Annotated in this window: 19 protein-coding genes, 1 tRNA gene and 1 other annotated feature; all 20 genes read right to left on the bottom strand. The window is 37.3% G+C overall.

Annotated features, from left to right (window positions below; translation table 11 throughout):
- Positions 1-3: 3 nt before the first annotated feature.
- The 20 genes from JJE29_00290 to JJE29_00195 all read right to left on the bottom strand — a co-directional run bounded on the left by JJE29_00290 (position 4) and on the right by JJE29_00195 (position 21,247).
- Positions 4-366, bottom strand: a complete 363-nt coding sequence (locus tag JJE29_00290; protein ID MBK5251074.1) for a hypothetical protein — start codon at positions 364-366, stop codon at positions 4-6.
- Between the two features lie 78 nt (positions 367-444).
- The gene (gene ftsY / locus JJE29_00285; protein ID MBK5251073.1) at positions 445-1,359 is read right to left on the bottom strand and encodes a signal recognition particle-docking protein FtsY; all 915 of its coding nucleotides are present in this window, start codon (positions 1,357-1,359) and stop codon (positions 445-447) included.
- 10 nt (positions 1,360-1,369) lie between these two features.
- Positions 1,370-4,930, bottom strand: a complete 3,561-nt coding sequence (gene smc, locus JJE29_00280) for a chromosome segregation protein SMC (protein ID MBK5251072.1) — start codon at positions 4,928-4,930, stop codon at positions 1,370-1,372.
- Between the two features lie 80 nt (positions 4,931-5,010).
- Positions 5,011-5,247: a DUF1292 domain-containing protein gene (locus tag JJE29_00275; protein ID MBK5251071.1), complete on the bottom strand. Its 237-nt coding sequence runs from the start codon at positions 5,245-5,247 to the stop codon at positions 5,011-5,013.
- A 1-nt stretch (position 5,248) separates the two neighbouring features.
- Positions 5,249-5,659, bottom strand: a complete 411-nt coding sequence (ruvX, locus tag JJE29_00270) for a Holliday junction resolvase RuvX (protein MBK5251070.1) — start codon at positions 5,657-5,659, stop codon at positions 5,249-5,251.
- 23 nt (positions 5,660-5,682) lie between these two features.
- Positions 5,683-6,633 (bottom strand): aldo/keto reductase, encoded by a 951-nt coding sequence (locus JJE29_00265; protein MBK5251069.1) that lies wholly within the window; start codon positions 6,631-6,633, stop codon positions 5,683-5,685.
- Between the two features lies 1 nt (position 6,634).
- Positions 6,635-6,889, bottom strand: a complete 255-nt coding sequence (locus tag JJE29_00260; protein ID MBK5251068.1) for an IreB family regulatory phosphoprotein — start codon at positions 6,887-6,889, stop codon at positions 6,635-6,637.
- A 175-nt stretch (positions 6,890-7,064) separates the two neighbouring features.
- Entirely contained in the window at positions 7,065-9,698 is a 2,634-nt protein-coding gene (alaS, locus tag JJE29_00255; protein MBK5251067.1) for an alanine--tRNA ligase, read from the bottom strand.
- A gap of 39 nt (positions 9,699-9,737) precedes the next feature.
- Positions 9,738-9,946 (bottom strand) — a binding site (T-box leader).
- A 42-nt stretch (positions 9,947-9,988) separates the two neighbouring features.
- Positions 9,989-11,080: a tRNA 2-thiouridine(34) synthase MnmA gene (mnmA, locus tag JJE29_00250; protein ID MBK5251066.1), complete on the bottom strand. Its 1,092-nt coding sequence runs from the start codon at positions 11,078-11,080 to the stop codon at positions 9,989-9,991.
- Between the two features lies 1 nt (position 11,081).
- Positions 11,082-11,498 (bottom strand): Fe-S cluster assembly scaffold protein NifU, encoded by a 417-nt coding sequence (gene nifU, locus JJE29_00245; protein ID MBK5251065.1) that lies wholly within the window; start codon positions 11,496-11,498, stop codon positions 11,082-11,084.
- Between the two features lie 24 nt (positions 11,499-11,522).
- The gene (nifS, locus tag JJE29_00240) at positions 11,523-12,680 is read right to left on the bottom strand and encodes a cysteine desulfurase NifS (protein MBK5251064.1); all 1,158 of its coding nucleotides are present in this window, start codon (positions 12,678-12,680) and stop codon (positions 11,523-11,525) included.
- Positions 12,681-12,694: 14 nt separating this feature from the next.
- Complete coding sequence (locus tag JJE29_00235) at positions 12,695-13,153, bottom strand: Rrf2 family transcriptional regulator (GenBank protein MBK5251063.1); 459 nt, start codon at positions 13,151-13,153, stop codon at positions 12,695-12,697.
- 78 nt (positions 13,154-13,231) lie between these two features.
- Entirely contained in the window at positions 13,232-14,485 is a 1,254-nt protein-coding gene (locus tag JJE29_00230; protein MBK5251062.1) for a replication-associated recombination protein A, read from the bottom strand.
- Positions 14,486-14,619: 134 nt separating this feature from the next.
- A complete protein-coding gene (locus JJE29_00225) occupies positions 14,620-15,855 on the bottom strand; it encodes a serine hydroxymethyltransferase (GenBank protein ID MBK5251061.1) in 1,236 nt (411 codons plus the stop codon).
- Positions 15,856-15,859: 4 nt separating this feature from the next.
- Positions 15,860-16,288 (bottom strand): SoxR reducing system RseC family protein, encoded by a 429-nt coding sequence (locus JJE29_00220; protein MBK5251060.1) that lies wholly within the window; start codon positions 16,286-16,288, stop codon positions 15,860-15,862.
- 10 nt (positions 16,289-16,298) lie between these two features.
- Positions 16,299-16,568: a metal-sensitive transcriptional regulator gene (locus JJE29_00215; protein ID MBK5251059.1), complete on the bottom strand. Its 270-nt coding sequence runs from the start codon at positions 16,566-16,568 to the stop codon at positions 16,299-16,301.
- Positions 16,569-16,690: 122 nt separating this feature from the next.
- Entirely contained in the window at positions 16,691-18,469 is a 1,779-nt protein-coding gene (aspS, locus tag JJE29_00210) for an aspartate--tRNA ligase (protein ID MBK5251058.1), read from the bottom strand.
- Positions 18,470-18,475: 6 nt separating this feature from the next.
- Entirely contained in the window at positions 18,476-19,747 is a 1,272-nt protein-coding gene (locus JJE29_00205) for a histidine--tRNA ligase (protein MBK5251057.1), read from the bottom strand.
- Between the two features lie 354 nt (positions 19,748-20,101).
- Positions 20,102-20,187: transfer RNA gene (locus tag JJE29_00200), tRNA-Leu, on the bottom strand.
- A gap of 22 nt (positions 20,188-20,209) precedes the next feature.
- Positions 20,210-21,247, bottom strand: coding sequence for a nicotinate phosphoribosyltransferase (locus JJE29_00195; protein ID MBK5251056.1), 1,038 nt, complete (start codon positions 21,245-21,247; stop codon positions 20,210-20,212).
- Positions 21,248-21,269: the final 22 nt, after the last annotated feature.

Below are 21,269 nucleotides of genomic sequence, written 5' to 3'. Positions count from 1 at the left end.
TGGTTAATTATCATTTACCTGTATTATTTCCGTAGCCAATTTTACAATGTTATACACTTCATTTCTTTTATCTTCATTATTCTCATTTTGCAATACTCTTTTAGCATTCTCAATTATCGAATTTGAATAATCGGATATTCTTTTGAATTTTCCATAAAGCTCCATTTTAAGTTCATAACTATCCAATGCTTTGTTTGATTTTCTTACCGCGTCATATACTGCCTGTCTGCTAATTTTCATATTCTCAGCAATTTCAACCATTGAATAATCATTCAAGTAATAATAATACAGCATTTCGTATTGTTTTTCTGTTAAGAGCTTCCCATAAAACGCAAACAAATTACCGTATCTAATTTTTTTTTCCATTATTCGTACCTCTTATGTAAAGTGATTTTGCTTTACATGAGAATATTACAGTATTCAAAAGAAATAGTCAAGAGCTTTTTAAAAAATTGCATTAATAAAGCTTTCTGCATCAAATTTTTGAAGATCTTCAATACCTTCGCCAACACCTATATATTTAACCGGCAATCCCAACTCGGAAACAAGTGCAAAAACAATGCCGCCCTTTGCCGTACCATCAAGCTTGGTCATTACAATCCCGCTTATATCCGTTATTTCGCTAAAAGCCTTTGCCTGATTCAACGCATTTTGACCTGTTGTAGCATCCAATACAAGGTATGTTTCCAAAGACGCTTCATGGGCTTCTCTTTTAATGATTTTTGTAATCTTATTCAATTCATTCATCAGATTCTTTTTATTGTGCAAACGCCCTGCAGTATCACAAATCAATAAATCCATTTTGCGGGCTTTCGCAGCCTGAATGGCATCGTAAACCACAGACGCAGGATCTGCTCCCTCTTTTTGTGAAATCAAATCACAATTTGCTCGTTCAACCCATACTTTTAGTTGTTCCACTGCAGCTGCTCTGAATGTATCGGCAGCAGCAACGATAACTTTTTCACCATTTGCCGTAAATTTACTTGCAAGCTTGCCTATAGTGGTAGTTTTACCAACCCCGTTGACCCCTATTATCAGTATTATTCGCAGGCCCTCATTTTTCACTTCAACTTTAGCAGACTCAACTACATTTAGTTTTTCTGCCAGCAATGATTTCAAAATCCCTTTTACCTTTCCCGCATCCCTTACCTTCTCATTTTTAAGTGTCTTTTCAAGAGATTCCATGATTTCCATTGTTGTTTCATATCCGACATCCGATAGAATAAGCAGATCTTCTAACTCCTCATAAAAATCATCATCAATAACTTTTAAAGAATTAAACAATGCATCAATCTTTCCTGTAAAATTATCTCTTGTTTTACCTAATCCTTCTCTAAGCCTTTCAAAAATATTCTTCAAGTTTCCACTCCTAGCTCGCTTTGTTTTTTATTTCCAATGAAACTATTTTTGATATCCCCTTCTCTTCCATGGTGACTCCGTAAAGCACGTCGGCAATTCCCATTGTACCCTTTCGATGCGTGATTAAAATGAATTGCGATTGTGTCGCGAATTTTTTTAAGAACGATGCAAACCTATAAACATTTACATCATCCAAAGCAGCTTCAATTTCATCCAACACACAGAAAGGCGAAGGCTTTTTCATTAATATTGCGAAAAGCATCGCTATAGCAGTCAACGACTTTTCTCCGCCAGATAGAAGATTAAGGTTTTGCAACCTTTTGCCTGGAGGCTCCGCATAAATATCTATATGTGAATTCAATATGTCTTCGGTGTCTTCGAATATTATTTCCGCTCTTCCCCCATTGAAAAGTTGATTGAATGTTTTGTTAAAGTTGCTGTTTATTTCTTTAATTTCCTCTTTGAAAATTTTAACCATCTTCTCTTCAAGCTTTACAATCAAATCCTCGAGAGTGTTTTTTGCCTCAATCAAATCGCATTTTTGTTTGCTAAGAAACTCATATCTATGCAATACTTCATCATATTCCTTTATGGCTGTTTTGTTTATATCTCCGAGTAATTCAATTTCCCTCTTAAGAACTTCGATGCGCTTATTCATTGAGCTTCTATTCGTTATCTCCGTTCGCTGCTCCGTTGCCTCGATATAAGAAAGTTGATAAACTTCCCATAATTGTTTGATAAAATGATCATAATTCATTTGGTTTCTTGTATCTGACATTTCTAATTTGTGATATCTTTCCTTTTCTTTTATGATGTTTTCATTGGTTTTATCCAAATATTCTTGTCCCGCTCTTGCTATGGCCGCATTTTCACCTATAGACATTGCGTGTTTAACATTCACTTTTTTTAATTTTTCTATTTCAAGAGTTAATTGTTCGAATGTTTCACGCTTCATTAAAATTTCACTCTCGTATTTTTCTATATGCAAATTCAACTCGGATAATTGAGTTTCACAATCATTGTTATTTTTTATCAACCTATCAATTGAAAAGCTCAACCTGGAAATTTCATTTTCAATACCTTTCATTTTTTCAAACATGATGGCGTGTTCCACTTTTTTTACATTAAGTGATTCTTTTAGCGCATCCAGTCCGTTTGCATGTGTTTTTTCATTTTTTTCTAATTCCGCTATGCTTTTTTCGTTGAAAGAATTAAGGGCTTCCATATCATTTATACTATTGACAATAGATGCTCTATTTCTTTCTATATTTTCTCCTTCTTGAATCGATTCACTCAATTCATTTTCCAAATCAAATTGTCTATCTCTTAATGTATTATTATTCTTTACAGCCATTTCAAGATCTCGAGACAGTTTTTCCATTGCATTATCAGTCCACATTACTTTTTCTTTTGCTTCATTCAAATCCTTTTCACTTAATAGTCTCTTGTCAATTATTGCCTCGATATTGGTCTTCATTATTTTCAAATCGCTGTTTTTTTCTTCAATTTCTCTAATAATATCCCCATAAATTCGTTTTCTTGTTAACAGACCTGCGCTCCTGCCTTTTGCACTTCCACCTGTGATAGTTCCTCCCGGATTGAATACATCCCCTTCAAGAGTGATCAGCCGGCTTCCTCTGAAACCGTTTTTTATAAGTCTGGTGGCCGTTGACGAATCTTTCACTATAATTATGCTGCCAAGCACAAAATCAACAATATTCTCAAATTTCTTGTCATAACGAATTAATTCCTTAGCTCTTCCTACAACGTCATCATCTTTTGGAACAATGCCACCATTGCCTGTTCGACCTCTTATATCGCTCATTGGAAGAAGTGTTATGCGTCCTGTTTTTTCTTTTTTTGCAAACTCTATGATTTTTCTCGCAGAATCGATTGTGTCGCATATTATGTGTTGGCTTGAATAGCCCAATGCAGTTTCTATGGCTAATTCATAAACTTTGTCAACTTTAATGATTTCTGAAACAGTTCCTTCAATATGTTTTGCCAATGCGTGTCCACGCAAAGCAGTTAGTGAATTTTTCACACTGCTGTTAAAGCCTTCATAATTGTCAATCATTCTTTTGTAAAAAAGCTGTCTTTCATGTAGTGTTTTTATTTCACGCTCGATATCATTTATTCCTTTTTCTGTTTCATATTCCAAATCCCTGTATTCTTCATAAATATGTATGGCAGATTCGTGTACAGTCAAATAGCTTGCTCTTTTATTTTCAATTATTTCCATTTCCTCTTCAAAAGCTTTTTTTTCAGATGCAGCGCATGCAATCAATTCGTCAATTGACTTTTTATCTTCATGCAATTTTGCCAGACGTTTTTCCACACTTTTCTCGTATGAATTAAGACTTGCGATTTCACTTTTCATTTCAGACGATTTATTGAAATCCTCAAGTACATTTGCTTTTTCCTTCAGCAGTTGATTTTTTGCCAGTGCTAATTTGTTGGATAATATTTCTATTTTTTCCTCTTCATTTTTCATGCTTTCTTTAAGCAAATATTTCTTTTCCTCAAACTCATCCGAAAGGTTTTTTTGCTTATTCATGGCATTTAACAATACTTCATTTTCTTTTTCATTACCATCTATTTGGTTTTTCTTATTAGTTTTTTCTTTAATGGAAGATCTCTTTTTCTCAGTTAACAGGTCCATCTCATAGTTTAGTTGATTTCTCTTTTCATTTGCATCCAAAAGGTTTTTCTCACCTTCTCGGGAATTATATCTCAATTGTTCCAAAATCTCTTTCGTTTCAATTAGTTCAATTTTCGATTCATTTTTTTTGTTTTCTAAACTTGATATGTTTGTTTCTACGCTTGCGAGTTTTTCTCTATTATCCTTCATTTTACCGTTAATAATATCGATTTCTTCCATAAATAGTGAAATTTCCATACCCTTCAATTCACCATAGTATTCTTCATACCGCTTTGATTTTTCAGCTTCAAGCTTTAAAGGATTAATCCTTAGCTTGAGTTCGTTAAGAATGTCCTCAACTCTAAGAATGTTTTTATTTGTACCTTCCAGCTTTTTTTCCGTATTTTCTTTTCTATTTTTGTATTTGACTATTCCGGCAGCTTCTTCAAATATTTTTCTTCTTTCATCTGATTTGCTGTTTAAAATCGAGTCGATCCTTCCTTGTCCTATTATTGAGTATCCATCTATTCCTATACCCGTATCCATAAACAATTCTTTTATTTCTCTCAATTTGCATGGGTTGTTGTTTATAAGATATTCGCTTTCCCCGGATCTATAGACTCTTCGCTTAACAATAACTTCACCATATTCAATAGGCAGAATTCCTTCTTTGTTGTCAAATGTTAGAGATACCTCAGCCATTCCCAACTGTTTACGTCTATCGGTTCCACTGAAAATAAGATCCTCCATTTTGTTGCCCCTGAGAACCTTTGCGCTTTGTTCGCCTAAAACCCATCTTACCGCATCAGTAATATTGCTCTTTCCACTTCCGTTCGGGCCAACAATTCCCACAATTCCATCTTTAAATTTTATTTCCGCTCTTTCCGCGAAAGACTTGAATCCATACATTTCTATGCTTTTGAGATACAATATATCACCTCATAACTATTTTGAATAACATGAATATTTTATCATAAATAATGAATTAAAAAACACCACAAGGGTGTTATTTAATTCATTTCATCATATATATCTTCGATTATATCCAATAACTTTTGGTCCTCGATTGGTTTAATAATCAGCTCGCTTCCTTTATCGATAATTTCGCATACAATTGCATCGTCCTGTGAGCCTTCAACCGGTGCAAGAATCGCAAAATTTTTATCATCATACTCGACCATCTCTATTAATTCAAACTTTTTCGTATTGTTTTCCTCGTCGATGAGTTCGATTATTTTATCAACCATATTAATCACCTCTTTTTGTTCTGTCAAGATATGATTGCAGAATATGCATAGCAGCAACCGTATCAATCACTTCTTTTCTTTTCTTTCTAGACATATCCGCCTCTATCAAATATCGTTCAGCCATTGCTGTTGTCAATCTCTCATCCTCGTAAACGCACTCAATATCGACTTTACTCTCAATCCAAGCAACAAAATCCTTAACCTTTTCGCCTTGAGGCCCTAAAGTTCCATTCATATTGAACGGTAAACCGACGACAATTTTTCCAACATTCTTTTCTTCTATTATACCCCTCAGGATATATAAATCCTTTTTCTTGCTCTTTCTCTTTATTGTCTTCAATGCTTGAGCCGTCCAAAACAACTCATCACTAACCGATACCCCTATTGTCTTGTCGCCGACATCCAAACCCATAATTCGCAATAATATTTCCCCTTTCAAATTATCTTTATGCAAAAGTCAGGGCAATATGCGCTACAATAACCACAAAGAACGCATAAGTCTTCATCAATTTCAACACCATCAGGTCCCATTGTAAGAGCATCCTGCTTGCATGCTTCAACACATTTGCCGCAACGCCTGCACCAATCTGCAATATGCAAGTGCCTGTCCCGTTTTTTTATTTCAGATAAAATCGTTTCATTTGAGATCTTTCCTTCGAAACGATTTACATTGTCATCTATCTCTTCAATACTCTGCATTCCAATTGCAAAGGAATCCATGACATCTTGGTCTAATGCAAATGCAAAAGCTTCGTCTATATGGCTTATTAAATTGCCGCCTCCCAGCGGTTTCATACCGTATATTCCTTTTCCCGCTTTTTTCGAAGCTTGTAGTACATCCAACATGTCTTCAATTGTGCCATCCTGTATTCCCAAGCCTTTATAATTGCAAATTGGATGTATTACCTGAAAGACTTCGTGCATGTTGGCTCCTATCACTCCCGCAACATGGTGTGTAGAAAGACCCAAAGCCCTTATATAGCCTTTATCACGCATTTCCATAAAATACTCGATTGCATCCCAATGGCCTCTTATTGTATGGATGCTTTCCTGTTCGTGCAACATAAATATATCTATATAATCTCTTTTTAAAGATTTCAAGGCCCTTGTCAATGTTTTCTCGGCAGTTTTTCTATCATAAGCATATGCCTTGCTAGAAATAATTAGATTATTCTTTCCTATATTTTCCATTCCGGTTTTAATGTGTTCATAGTTGTCATATAAGTCCGCTGTATCAATAAAATTAACACCTTTTTCATAGGCCTTTTCTATAAGCAAACCTCCCTCTTTAGGAGTAAGATTACGCTGTAAAGGGCTCATGGTCAGGCTTCCGAAACACAACCTTGAAACAAGCAAGTCTGTATTTCCAAGTTTTTTATATTCCATTTTATTTCTCCAAATATGCCTTTAAAAGTTCTTCCATTATTTCATCTCGTTCAAGTCTCTTTATCATTTTTCTCGCATCCTTGTGACTTGTAATATATGTTGGGTCTCCTGAAAGTAAATATCCGACAATCTGATTCACGGGATTATATCCCTTTTCTTTAAGCGCTTCGTAGGCTACGTCAATAATTTCCCTTGTTTCGGCTTCATTGTCGCTTCCAACATCATACTTCATGGTATATTGATCATTCATGTCCAATTCACTCCTTTTAACCATTATACTCTAATAATCCCTTCCATTTCAATGGACCATTTTATAAGAAAGGCAGAGGTTGGTATCCTCTGCCTTAAAGATTGATAAAAAAACAAAGTAATGCTTTTTTTAATGTTTACATTTTATTTATAAGTAATACCTTTTAGCTCTCGCTTAGTTGTTAAATGCTTTCCACATACTTATATACCTGTTCCAAAGAAAGCAATGCCTTGCTTCTGTCCTTGGCTCCGGCTTGAGCCATGTTTGGCCGGCCGCCGCCTCCTCCGGAAGCAATTTTTGCAACATCTTTAATCAATTTTCCGCAATGGATTCCGTTTGCTATGGCTTCCTTGTCCGCCATAGCGGCATAGTTCAATTTTTCTCCATCGTCCGATACAAGAACTACAACCCCATTTTCAATCTTGTTCAATATTTTATCTCCAAGACCACGCAAGGTTTCCGCATCTAAATCATCTAATTTGCCTGCAACTACATCGAATCCGTTTATCTTTTTCAAGCCGCCAAGCAATTCGTCCATTGATGAGGATGCCATTTCTTTTTTGAATTCTTCACATGTTTTCTTTGATATTTTCAATTCATCAAGTATTTGAATAATTTTACCTTCAACTTCATTTTCATTATTGGCTTTTACCAATGTCATAATATTATTCATTTCTTTTTCCGCCTGCTTAACATATGCATATGCCTTTCTTCCTGTAAAGGCTTCTATTCGCCTAACTCCTGCAGCTATCCCGCCTTCTGAATATATTTTAAATAGTCCCACTTCGCTTGTATTCTTTAGGTGGGTTCCTCCGCAAAGTTCGGTGCTGTAATCGTCAACCTTGACAACTCTTACTATTTTGCCGTATTTTTCACCGAAAAGTGCTGTTGCTCCAAGTTCTTTTGCCTTATCCAAATCCATTTCAGAAATATCAATTTGAAGAGCTTCAAAAATTTTCTCGTTAACCATTGCTTCTACTTCATCCAATTCCGCATTCTTTACATTGTCGAAATGAGTAAAGTCAAATCTAAGTCTGTTTGGGGTTACTAATGATCCCGCCTGTTCTACATGCTCACCCAAAATATTCTTCAGAGCCCTATGAAGAATATGTGTAGCAGTGTGATTTCTTGCCGTATCCATTCTGTTCTTTTTGTCAATCTTTGAAACGACTGTTTCACCAACACTGAGCAATCCTTCTATTACTATTCCGTAGTGTATATATAGATTGTTTTTTTTCTTGCAATCTGAAACTTCAAACAATCCCTTAGATGTTTTAATAAAACCCTTGTCAGCTACTTGGCCTCCGCTCTCTGCGTAAAATGGAGTGACATTCATGATTATTTGGACTTCTTCACCTTTTTTAGCTTCTTCAATAGGCATTCCTTCTTTTATAATTGCAAGGACTTCTGCTTCCGCTTCAAATATATCGTATCCCACAAATTCGGTTCTTTCAGTTTTGAGTTTTTCAAGATCCGCTCCAAACTCCCATCCTACATCATTTTGATTTTTTCTAGCTTGTCTTGCTCTATCCTTCTGAATGGTCATTTCCTTTTCAAATTCCTCTTCATCTACAGTGCATCCGATTTCCTCCAAGATTTCTCTTGTTAGATCAAGCGGAAAACCGTAAGTGTCATACAAAATAAATGCATCCTTGCCTGAAAGCATTTCATTGCTGTCTTTTTTCATGGACTCAATGTATCCGTTAAGAATTTCTATCCCTGAATCAATTGTCTGCTGAAAACGTTTTTCTTCTATCTCAAGCACCTTTTTGATGTATTCGCGTTTTTCAAATAATTCCGGGTACGCATCTTTTGATATTTCAATTACTCTGTCAACAAGTTCAGTTAGGAATTGTTTTTCTATTCCCATAAGCTTTCCGTGCCTTGCAGCTCGTCTAAGCAACCTTCTTAATACATAACCTCTTCCTTCATTGCTAGGGATAATGCCATCTGCAGTCATAAAGGTAACAGCCCTTATATGATCTGTGATTATTCTTATGGATATGTCATCTTTGCGATTTTTTCCATACTGTTTGCCCGCTAGTTCTATAACTCCGTCAAGCACATATTTTATTGTGTCAATTTCAAATATTGATTCCACATTTTGCATTATGCAGGCTACTCGTTCAAGCCCCATTCCTGTGTCTATATTGGGTTTTGGCAATAGATTATAGTTTCCTTCATTATCTTTATCAAATTGAGTAAATACATGGTTCCAGAATTCTATGAAGCGATCGCAATCGCAACCCGGTTTGCACGTATCTGCGCCGCAACTGAACTTTTCGCCTCTGTCAAAATATATCTCTGAACAAGGTCCGCATGGGCCTGTTCCAATTTCCCAAAAGTTGTCATCTTTACCCAGTCGTACAATTCGTTCCCTGGAAATTCCTATTTCCTTTTCCCATATTTCATAAGCTTCATCATCATCTTCGTAAACAGTAACCCATAATTTGTCCACCGGCATATCGAGCCATTCGGTCACAAATTCCCATCCCCATTTAATGGATTCACGTTTAAAGTAATCTCCAAATGAAAAATTTCCAAGCATTTCAAAAAAAGTAGCATGGCGCGCAGTAATACCTACATTTTCGATATCACCCGTCCGAATACATTTCTGGCATGTGGCCATTCTCTTGTTGGGTGGTACCTCGGTTCCCATAAAATATGTTTTAAGCGGCGCCATCCCTGCGTTTACAAGCAGAAGGCTTTTGTCATTTTTAGGTACAAGTGAATAACTCATTCGTGCATAGTGTTCCTTTGACTCGAAAAACTCTAAAAAGTTCTTTCTAATTTCGTTAAGACCCATTTTTTCCATAATATACACCTCCATAAAATAAAAAGCGCCCTCATCCTTGTTAGGGACGAGAGCACTCGCGGTACCACCCTAGTTATTGCCAAAGCAATCACTCTTGATGCTTTATCGGGCATCATTCGCCTTTTTCTACTTGATTTCAAAAAAGGTGCTCAAAAGCTGCTTCACCGGATTACTTCAAGGCATTTTCAGCTATCTGCCTCTCTCTAAAGAAGTTCCGCCCGGTTACTATTCTTTATCATAGCATTCGCAATCACCTGTGATTATAATAGAATCCCCATCTTATGTCAATATCAACCAGCGGTTTTAACAATAATACCTCCGCCTATCAAATCATCACCTTCATATATTACAATTGACTGTCCTGGGGTAACTGCCCTTTGTGGTTTAAGAAATGTAATTTCCAGATTTCCATTGTTAAGTTTTTTTATTTTTCCATCGGCTTCTTTTGCCGTATATCTGGTCTTAATTTTTAAAACTCTATCCTCTGGTATTTCCTCATATTTAACACTATTGACTTTTTCAGCCAAAAGTACTGATGTAAATAGCTCAGAATTATCGGTTAACATAATTTTATTACTGTCTACCATTATATTCTTTACATACATTGGTTTTCCAACAGATATGCCCAAACCCTTTCTTTGACCAACGGTGTAAAAAGGTATTCCTTTATGTTTTCCAAGAAATTTTCCATCATCATCTATAAAATCGCCAGATTTAAATCCGTCCTTAACATTCCTTTCAATAAAACCGCAATAATCGTTGTCCTGTATGAAACAGATTTCTTGACTATCCTTCTTTTTTGCCATGCTTAGACCTATTTCCTCAGCATATCTTCGAACATCTTCTTTATCTTTCATGTTTCCAAGCGGCATTATAAGTCTGGATAGCATCTCTTGTGACAATGTGTAAAACATATAACTCTGGTCTTTGCTGTTATCGGTTTTTTTTATGAAATATCTGCTTTTTGCCTTATCTTTACAGACCTGAACATAGTGTCCGGTTGCCAAATAATATGCACCTATTTCATTTGCTATGTCCATTAAATACTTGAATTTAATTGTTCTATTGCATTGCACACATGGATTCGGAGTCCTACCGGCAAGATATTCGCTTATAAAGTATTCAACAACTTCACTTTTAAAAGGTTCTTCATAATTTTTTGAAAGAAAGTTTATGTCAATATTTTCGCAAACCGCTCGCGCATCTTCTTCATTTGCTTTTGCAAAATTCTCAAAACGACCTCCGTCTATCGACTCCCATAAGTTGAAATAGACACCTGTAACATCAAAACCTTCTTCTTTCAACATGTATGCGGCTACCGAGCTGTCAACTCCACCGCTCATTCCAATAACTACCTTTTTTTTATCCAACATTTTTGCCATCTTAATGTTCAGGCTCCCTGACCTTGAAGTTTTCAAGCCCTTTTATTGTTATATTGTTCTTTTTAGCGTAATCCATAAGAGCTATTTTTATTGCGTCTTCAGCCAATACGGAGCAATGGATTTTTTTAGGTGGAAGGCCGTCCAATGCTTCTACAACAGCTTTGTTGGTAAAACTAACTACTTCATCAATGGATTTCCCCTTTATTAGTTCGGTTGCCATGCTTGAAGAAGCTATTGCAGACCCACAACCAAAAGTTTTGAATTTTGCATCAACTATTATATCTTTTTCAATTTTAAGATATATTTTCATAATATCCCCGCATTGCGGGTTTCCAACTTCACCAACTCCATCGGCATTCTCTATTTCACCAACATTCCTGGGATTCATGAAATGATCCATTACCTTTTCTGAATACATGTATTTTGCTCCTTCCGTTATTTATTAATGAAGCGGAGATATCGCTCTCAGCTTCTCTACTATTCCGATAAGTTTTTCAACCGTATAATCAACATCTTCTTTGGTTGTGAAATCCCCAATTGTCAATCGAAGGGAACCATGAGCTATTTCGTGCGGCAACCCTATGGACATAAGAACATGTGAAGGATCCAATGAGCCCGATGTACACGCAGAACCGCTTGAAGCGGCAATTCCCTCATTGTCCAAAAGTAGAAGCAAAGACTCTCCCTCTATGAATTCGAAACAAAAGTTGACATTTCCGGGATGTCTTTCGGTACGAGGCCCGTTTAACTTTACATGATCGATTTTATTCAAGATTTCATTTATCATTCTATCCCTTAATACGATTAATCGGCTTCGATGTTCATCAAGTGTTTCGTCAGCAATGGATGCGGCTTTCCCAAATCCAACAATTGCAGCCAAATTTTCAGTTCCTGCACGCATGTTTTTTTCTTGTGCGCCTCCATGTATAAGCTGATCGATGTGTGTTCCTCTTTTTATATAAAGAGCTCCAATGCCCTTGGGTCCATAAATTTTGTGAGATGACATCGTCATTAAATCAACCCCAAGATCCTCCACATCCATCTTTATATGTCCATAAGCCTGAACTGCGTCGGTATGGAAGTAAACACCGTTTTTCTTCGCTATTTTCCCGATTTCTTTTATTGACTGAATCGTTCCTATTTCGTTATTTACATACATTATCGAGATAAGTATGGTTTCATTTTTTATCGCATTTTCAAGATCTTTCAGATTAATCATTCCATATTCATCTACATCAAGATATGTTACTTCAAACCCTCTCTTTTCGAGATACTCGCAGGTATGAAGAATTGCATGATGTTCAATCTTACTTGTAATTATGTGTTTTCCCTTTGCACTGTTTGCCTCGGCAATTCCCTTCAGCGCCCAATTGTCCGCTTCCGAACCGCCTGCGCAAAAGTATATTTCCTTCGGAGAGGCATTAATTGTTTCAGCTATTGTTTCGCGAGATTTGTCGATAACGTCTTTAGCTTCTCTACCAATCCTGTAAATACTTGAGGCATTACCAAAATTATCAGTATAGAACGGCACCATCGCTTCAAATACTTCTTTCTTTACCGGTGTTGTAGCCGAATAATCTAAATACACATTCCTCTTCATGATATCATCCCCCATTATTTTAATTTACTTTCAATTTTGCAACTTCGGCAATTGTTCATTTCATTGTAATCATTTATCATGTCCTGCAATGTGATAGAATCAACCACTTCAGTAATACTATCCTTTATCTTTCTCCATACCCGTTGTGTTACGCATTGGTCATTATAAGAATATTTTTCTTCTTCCCCATCCATAACGCAATCGGTTGGTGCCAATGAACCTTCAAGAGCCCTTAAAATATCTCCGACAACAGTTTCATCGGGTGATGCAGCAAGTTTGTATCCTCCATTTGCACCTCTTAAGCTTACAACTAAATCTTTTTTTCTCAAGGATGAAAAAAGCTGCTCCAAATAACTTATCGATATGCTTTGTTCATTGCTTATCTCACTTAAAGGCACAGATCCTTCACCGTATTTCAACGCCAGATAAAACATTGCCCTTAATCCATATCTTCCTTTAGTTGAAAGCTTCAAAAAATCATCTCCTTAAAACCCTAGTTTATTGCTCGGGATTCAAGGAGATTATATAATACCCTAGTAATTTTGTCAACTTTATTTCCTGATCTTTTTATTGAACTCGTAAAATTTTGTTTCTTGGCCTGACCGGGATGATTCGTAGTAATTTTTATTCTTTAAATTATCCGGCAAATATTGTTGATCTACATAGTGATTGTCGTAACTGTGAGGATATTTATAACCTTTTCCTCTATTCAGCTGCTTAGCTCCAGAAAAGTGGCTGTCTCTTATATTATTGGGTATTTGATCAATTTCTCCTGTTGCAATATCCGCCAATGCATTTTCTATGGCAACCATAGCTGAGTTCGACTTGGGCATAAGAGCAAGTAAAAGTGTTGCTTCAGATAATATTATTCTTGCCTCAGGGAGCCCTACAAATAGCGCAGAATCGACGCAAGCCTTTACAATATTTATGGCGTTGGGATATGCTAGCCCTATATCCTCAGCAGCTATTACCAGCAATCTTCTACATATTGGCTTTATATCCTCCGCCTCTATTAGCCTTGCAAGATAATGAACCGATGCGTCCGGGTCGCTTCCTCGTATTGATTTTTGGAAAGCGCTTATTATATCGTAATATTCATCACCGGTCCTATCATAACTGAACACTTTTTTTTGTAGTATCTTTTCTGCCATATTTTCATCAAACAGCACTTTCTGTCCATTTTCAACCAATAGGCCTATTTCAATATAGTTAAGAAATTTTCTGTAGTCGCCATTTGCATGCTGAGCCATTCTCAATAAGGGATTTTCCTGAAAAACAATTTCTTTGCCCGATTCAATTTCAATTCGCTCTTTTAAATTCTTAATTCCTTCAACCATATCATTAGGACTTATTGAGCGGAACTCAAAAAGCATTGAACGACTCAAAAGTGCCTTGTATACATATTGAAAAGGATTTTCTGTCGTGCTTGCAATAAGAACTATTTTTCCGTTTTCTGTATGTTCCAAAAGAACCTGTTGCTGTTTCCTATTGAAATGCTGAATCTCATCTACATACAATACAACCCCATTCATTGTAAAGAGTGTATCAAGATCACCAATCACTTTTTTCAAGTCTCCCACACCGGCATTTGTGGCATTTATCTTGTAAAATTTTCTGTCCGTAGATCTTGCGAGCAGATTGGCAACCGTAGTTTTTCCCGTCCCTGGAGGACCGTAAAAAATCATATTCATCAATTGTTTCTTTTCCAAAAGGCTGTTTATCAATTTTCCATTTCCGATAATATGCTTTTGCCCTATAACATCTTCCAATTTTTCAGGTCTTATCCTAACAGCTAGCGGCTCCATAAAATCACCCTTTTCCCTTATAATCTTAAATATTCAATCTTTTTAAATATAATATACAGGAGGTCTTAGACCTCCTGTATATTATATCCTTTTTACGCTTTTTATGTTGAAAGATAATAAAGATTGATTTATATTTATTGTTCGTATAAAGGGAATTTTTTGCAAAGTTCTTTTACATCGTTTTTCAATGAATCGTCGTCAATATCCCTTTCAATTGCACCTTTTATTATTTCAGCAATAACAGCCATATCCGATTCACGCATGCCTCTTGTTGTTACCGCTGGAGTCCCCAAACGAATTCCACTGGTGATAAAAGGACTTTCGGAATCATATGGAACGGTGTTCTTATTTACAGTTACGCCTATTTCATCTAGCCTTTTTTCCGCATCCTTGCCTGTGATATTTTTGCTTCGCAAATCAAGCAGCATCATATGGTTGTCTGTTCCATCTGAAACAATTCTGAAGCCTCTTATCTTTAATTCCGCTGCCAATACTTTGGCATTCTTTATTATCTGCTCTTGATATCGTTTGAATTCATCTGTAGCAGCTTCTTTGAAACAAACGGCTTTCGAGGCAATTACATGCATCAACGGTCCGCCTTGAGACCCCGGAAAAATGGCCTTGTCAATTATCTTTGCGTATTCCGCTTTGCAAAGAATGGCTCCGCCCCTTGGTCCTCTTAATGTTTTATGCGTGGTCGTCGTTACAAAATCGGCATAAGGGCAAGGATTTACATGAAGGCCTGCAGCAACCAATCCTGCAATATGAGCCATGTCAACCATAAGGTACGCGCCTACTGCATCAGCTATCATTCTGAATTTTTCAAAATCTATTTCCCGTGAATATGCGCTTGCTCCCGCTACAATCAACCTGGGTTTGCTCTCTCTTGCAATTTTTTCAACATCATCATAATCGATTCTTTCCGTTTCCTTATCGACTCCGTAGCTTATGAATTTGTAAAGCTTTCCTGACTGATTTACAGGGCTTCCATGCGTCAAATGTCCTCCATGCGTAAGCGACATGCCCATTACAACGTCTCCCGGCTGCAATACTGACTGATATACTGCAAAATTTGCCGCGGACCCACAATGAGGCTGTACATTTGCATGTTCTGCTCCAAAAAGCTTTTTTAATCGATCAATAGCCAATTCTTCAGCCACATCAATTTCTTCGCATCCTCCATAATACCTTTTGCCGGGATAGCCTTCAGCATATTTATTTGTTAGAGTGCTTCCCATCGTTTCCATAACAGCCTTTGAAATGAAATTCTCCGATGCAATCAATTCTATTCCGTTCCTTTGTCTATACAATTCCTTATTTAATACATCCATTATTTCAGGATCAGCCTTTCTAAGATATTCGTATTTCATGCAATCACCCCTTATCAATTATTTTGGTTACCACAGGAAGATATTTTTTTGATTTTATGAACTTACCATTTTTAGCTCTGATTATTGCAAAAGTTGTAGTCAATGACAGCAAAACTACTGCCCCTAAAATCAATTCATGGTGACCGACACTAATTCTTTCCAATATGAAGTTTACTATAAATACACTAAACAACATGGTAACGAGTGGAAATCCATAAAGTATGGCTGCCGCACCGAGAAGATTCCCTTCCTCCATACTAATTTCAACATGGTCTCCTTCTTTTGCGTTCAATTCATTGTATACATCTGAATATACGCTCCCGTCATCATCACCAATTTTACATGCTTTGCAATTTCCACACGCTGAATGCCTCATCAATTTTACCTGAGCCATTTCCCCTTTAATATTTACCACTTCTCCGACTCTATACATGTTTATACTCCTATTTCAAAAATCCTATCATGGTTTCGATAAGCTCGTCAATTGTTTGTTCTTTTTCCGATTCTTCGCTCTTGCATTTTGTCATACAATGCTTCAAATGATTCTCAAGTACAATGCCCCCAACCCTATTTACTGCTGAACGCACAGCGGAGACCTGGATAAGAATATCGTTGCATCCCCGTTCTTCGTCTATCATTCTCTGTATTCCTTTTATCTGTCCTTCAATTCTTCTAAGTCTTCTCTGAACAGCATCCTTGTCGTAATTCGCCATTTCAATCCTCCTTATACCTGTATACGGTATAATTATTATATTACAGACTTTGAATATATTCAACTAAAACAAAAGTTCCAAAAGGCGGAAACACTCGCCAATTCGGAACTCTTGGTATATTATCAGTCAAGCTTCAAGGCTATGCTCAGTTCGTCCAATTGTTTTTCATCCGCTTCTGCAGGAGCTTCTGTCATTAAACATGTCGCGTTTTGCGTCTTGGGAAAAGCTATTACCTCACGAATGCTTTCACTGAATGTCATAAGCATAACCATTCTGTCCAACCCATAAGCGAGTCCTCCGTGCGGCGGAGTCCCATATTTAAATGCATTCATAAGGAATCCAAATTTCCTTTCAGACTCTTCATCGCTGAAACCCAATGCCTCGAACATTTTTTTCTGCAATTTCGGGTCATGGATTCGTATGCTTCCGCCCCCAAGTTCCACTCCGTTAAGCACTATGTCATAGGCCTTAGCCCTTACTTTCCCCGGATCCTTTTCAAGCAGCTCGACATCCGCATCTACCGGTGAAGTGAACGGATGATGCATAGCTACATATCTTTTGTTTTCCTCATCATATTCAAGCAGTGGAAATTCGGTTACCCATAGGAATACATATTTACTTTCATCCAATATATCAAGCATCTTGGCTACATGAACTCTTAGGCTTCCAAGTGAGTCATAAACAACCTTGGGTTCATCTGCAACAACAAGTATTAAATCATTTTCTTCAAGTTCAAACAATTCAGTTATCGCGGCAATTTCATCCGCTGTCAAGAATTTTAGAATAGGTGATACTATTTCACCATTTTCAAGTTTAATCCAAGCAAGACCCTTTGCTCCGTAGGTCTTTACATGCTTTTCAAGTTTAGAAATGCCTTTCTTGCTAAACTTGTCAGCATATCCCTTAACATTTATTCCCTTTACAGATCCCCCATTGTCAATAACAGTTTTAAACACCTTAAATTCCGTTCCTGAAAGAACCTCGTTCAAGCTCTTAAGCTCAAAACCGAATCGGAGGTCCGGTTTGTCCGAACCGTATCTTTCCATAGCCTCTATATAGGATATCCTTTTGAATGGAATCTCCACATCCACATTCATTACTTCCTTGAATATGTGGCGTATTAGCTTCTCGTTTATACTTATTACATCGTCTTCTTCTACAAAGGACATCTCTATGTCAATTTGAGTAAATTCCGGTTGCCTGTCAGCCCTTAGGTCCTCATCCCTGAAGCATCTTGCAATCTGAAAATACCTGTCCATTCCTGATACCATAAGCAATTGCTTGAATATTTGTGGAGACTGAGGCAATGCATAAAATTTGCCTGGATTAACTCTGCTCGGAACAAGATAATCCCTTGCCCCCTCAGGTGTTGGTTTCGTAAGCATTGGCGTTTCCACTTCCGTAAATGACTCATTGTTAAGAAAATCCCTTGCAGATTTGGTAACCTTGTTCCTCATAATAAGATTCTTCTGCATTTTGGGTTTTCGGAGGTCAAGATAACGATACATTAATCTAAGGCGCTCTCCTGCATCGTCATCGTCATTTATGTGTATTGGTGGAATATCAGCCTCAGAAAGTATTCTTATTTCTTCTGCATATATCTCTATGTCACCCGTATCCATTTTCGTGTTTATTGATTGCCTTATATGAACAGTTCCTAAAACGGCAATTACGAATTCTCCTCTTATTTTGCCGGCTTTCTCAAAGGCTTCTTTAGAAACATCCTCATCGAAAATAATCTGCGATATTCCTGTTACATCTCTTATGTCAACAAATATTAATGAACCCAAATTTCTTCTTTTCTGTACCCAACCCATCAGGGTTACTCTTTCACCCTCGTTTTGCTTGCGCAATGAGCCACACATATGTGTTCTTTTCAAGCCTTTTAAAAGTTCAGCCATGTCCTTTTACATCCCCTCACTCAATTTATTCGCAATTTCTTCAGCAGTATTGCTTATGGCTATTTCGCTCTGCTCTCCCGTTTTCATATTCTTAAGAATAGCATCGCCCTTTTCCAATTCGTTGTCGCCTATTACCAATGTATATGAGGCATTCTTCTTATCCGAATATTTGAATTGAGCCTTCAGGCTTCTCTTCAGATGGTCGAAATCTGCTTTATAACCCAATGTCCTCAATACTGCTACAATCTCAACCGCCTTTTCCAAAGCATTCTGTCCCATTGCCGCAATAAATATGTCTAGCCCTGCCGGCTTTGGAATATCTATGTTATTGCTTTCCAGTGTCAGAATAAGTCTTTCAACACCCAGTCCAAAACCCACACCCGGTGTTGGAGGGCCTCCTATTTCCTCAACCAATCCATCATATCTTCCGCCGCCACACACAGTTCCCTGCGCGCCTATATCGCGGCTTATTATTTCAAAAGCCGTTTTCGAATAATAATCAAGCCCTCTTACTATGTTTGAGTCGATAATATACGGAGTTTTCATAATATCTAGGTTTCTTTTCAATCCCTCGAAATGTTCCATGCATTCATCGCACAGATAATCAAGAATTGAAGGGGCTCCCTCACTGATTTCTTGACATATCGGGCTTTTGCAGTCTATAATTCTCACAGGATTTCTTTCATAACGATCGTTGCATGTACTACATAATTCGCTCAATTTAGGCTTATAGTATTCTTTCAACACTTTAATATATTCTTTTCTGCATTTAGGACACCCTATGCTGTTTATTCTCAGTTCAAGATTACTGAGTCCCACCTCTTTGAAGAATGTCATTCCGAGATGAATTATTTCGGCATCCGTCGAAGGATCCTTTGCTCCGAAGACTTCTATCCCAAATTGATGAAAAGCCCTCAATCTTCCTGCCTGCGGCCTTTCATACCTATAGCAAGGAGTGTTGTAATACACTTTTGTAGGTTGAGCCAGTGCATAAATCTTATTTTCAACGAAAGACCTTACCACGGGTGAAGTTCCTTCAGGTTTTAGCGTAAGCTCTCTCTTTCCATTATCTTTAAACGTATACATTTCCTTTTGAACGATGTCGGTTCCTTCGCCTACTCCTCTTTTGAAGAGAACTGTATGCTCGAATCCCGGAGTTCTGATTTCCTCATACCCAAAACGATTGCATATATCAGCAAATTTTCTTTCAACATATTGCCATTTATAGGCATCAGCTGGGAGTACATCCTTAGTACCCCTCGGTGCTTGTGTCAACATATTAATTCCTCCCTACGGTCATTTTAACATTTAATAATTATATCATAAATGAAATACATTGACATACAAAATAAAAAGAGTAGGGCATTGCCACACTCTTAGGTTCTTTCATCGAATTTTGTTAGTATTATTTGAAGCGCTTCCTTCAAGTATTGCCTTTCACGATCACTCAGTCTTTCATATAAAACCTCAACGCTTTTTATCTGATTCTCGAAGTCTAAGTCCAAGTTCACATATATCCCTCCCCAAATGTTTTATATGGTCTCATTATATACTAAATAGTTAAAGATTTCAATATTTTCTGAATTTTGCGATTAATAAAAAATCCAACCGTAGTTGGATTTAATTTATATATGGTGCGGATGGCGGGATTTGAACCCGCATACTCAGTTGAGCACTGCCCCCTCAAGACAGCGTGTCTGCCGTTCCACCACATCCGCAATCAACAAAACTTATTATAAATCATATCTCTATCTTTTTCAAGCGATTATTTTCATTGATTCCCGGAATTCTCCCTCTCTTTGCAATAAGCTTTCCGTCCACTTCTTTCAAATCCATAGTCATATCAATAGGGGAGGCCGATGAAATGTAGCTTCCTACGCCAAAAGAATCTGCTCCTGCAATCGAAAGTTCTCTTATTTTTTCCGGTTTAAGTCCACCGGAAACGAAAATCTTTACCTTTTCAAACCCCTCTTGATCCAGTTTTGCTCTAAGTTCACGAATAAGTCCAGATGTAACTCCGCCTCTTTCGCTAGGGGTATCTACTCTTACACCATATAGTCTATCCCCGAGCAATTTTGCAATTCTAATGCTTTCCTCCACCTCGTCCTTGAATGTGTCCACCAAGACGATTCTTTTATGCTCAAGCGGCATTAGTTCATCATAATGTTTTGCTATTATTTCAGTATCTCCAGCAATAAGCATTGCAGCATGAGGAAGCGTTCCACTCGGTTCAATGTTCATTTCTTTCGCAGCCAGTATACAGCTTGCTCCGCTTGCTCCGCCTATTATGGCCGCTCTTTCCATGCATGGAGCCACTGCAGGATGCAAATGCCTTGCCCCAAAGCATAGAAAAGTCTTATCTCCACACGCCTCTTTAATCTCTCTTGAAGCCGTAGCCCATCCAGATGCACTTGCCAGCATTCCAAGTATTACCGTCTCGTAGGCTCCGAATTCAGAATACGGACCCTTTATAACCACTAAAGGTTCTTTAGTCTTGAAGAAATCTCCTTCTTCTATACCCCACAACTCGATATTTCTCCCTTTCAGAAGAGTCTTTACGTCTTCAATTCCGGCAAAGACGCCATCTTTTCTCGCAAATATCTCGGCAACCACATACTTATCTTCAATTCCCATGCTTTTAAGTATATCCATGGTTCTTATGAAGTATATGTCCGTTGTCGCTCCATTGAGTATTTCCTCATGACTTGCAGAAGATAATCTTTTTGGATCTCCTGATTCAAATTCTTCTACATCCTTTAACGTTTTCAATTCCTTCATTGAAATTATCCTTTCATGCTTA

The organism is Peptostreptococcaceae bacterium (assembly GCA_016649995.1).
GTDB lineage: Bacteria > Bacillota > Clostridia > Peptostreptococcales > BM714 > BM714.
This window is presented reverse-complemented; position numbering and strand designations above follow the sequence as displayed.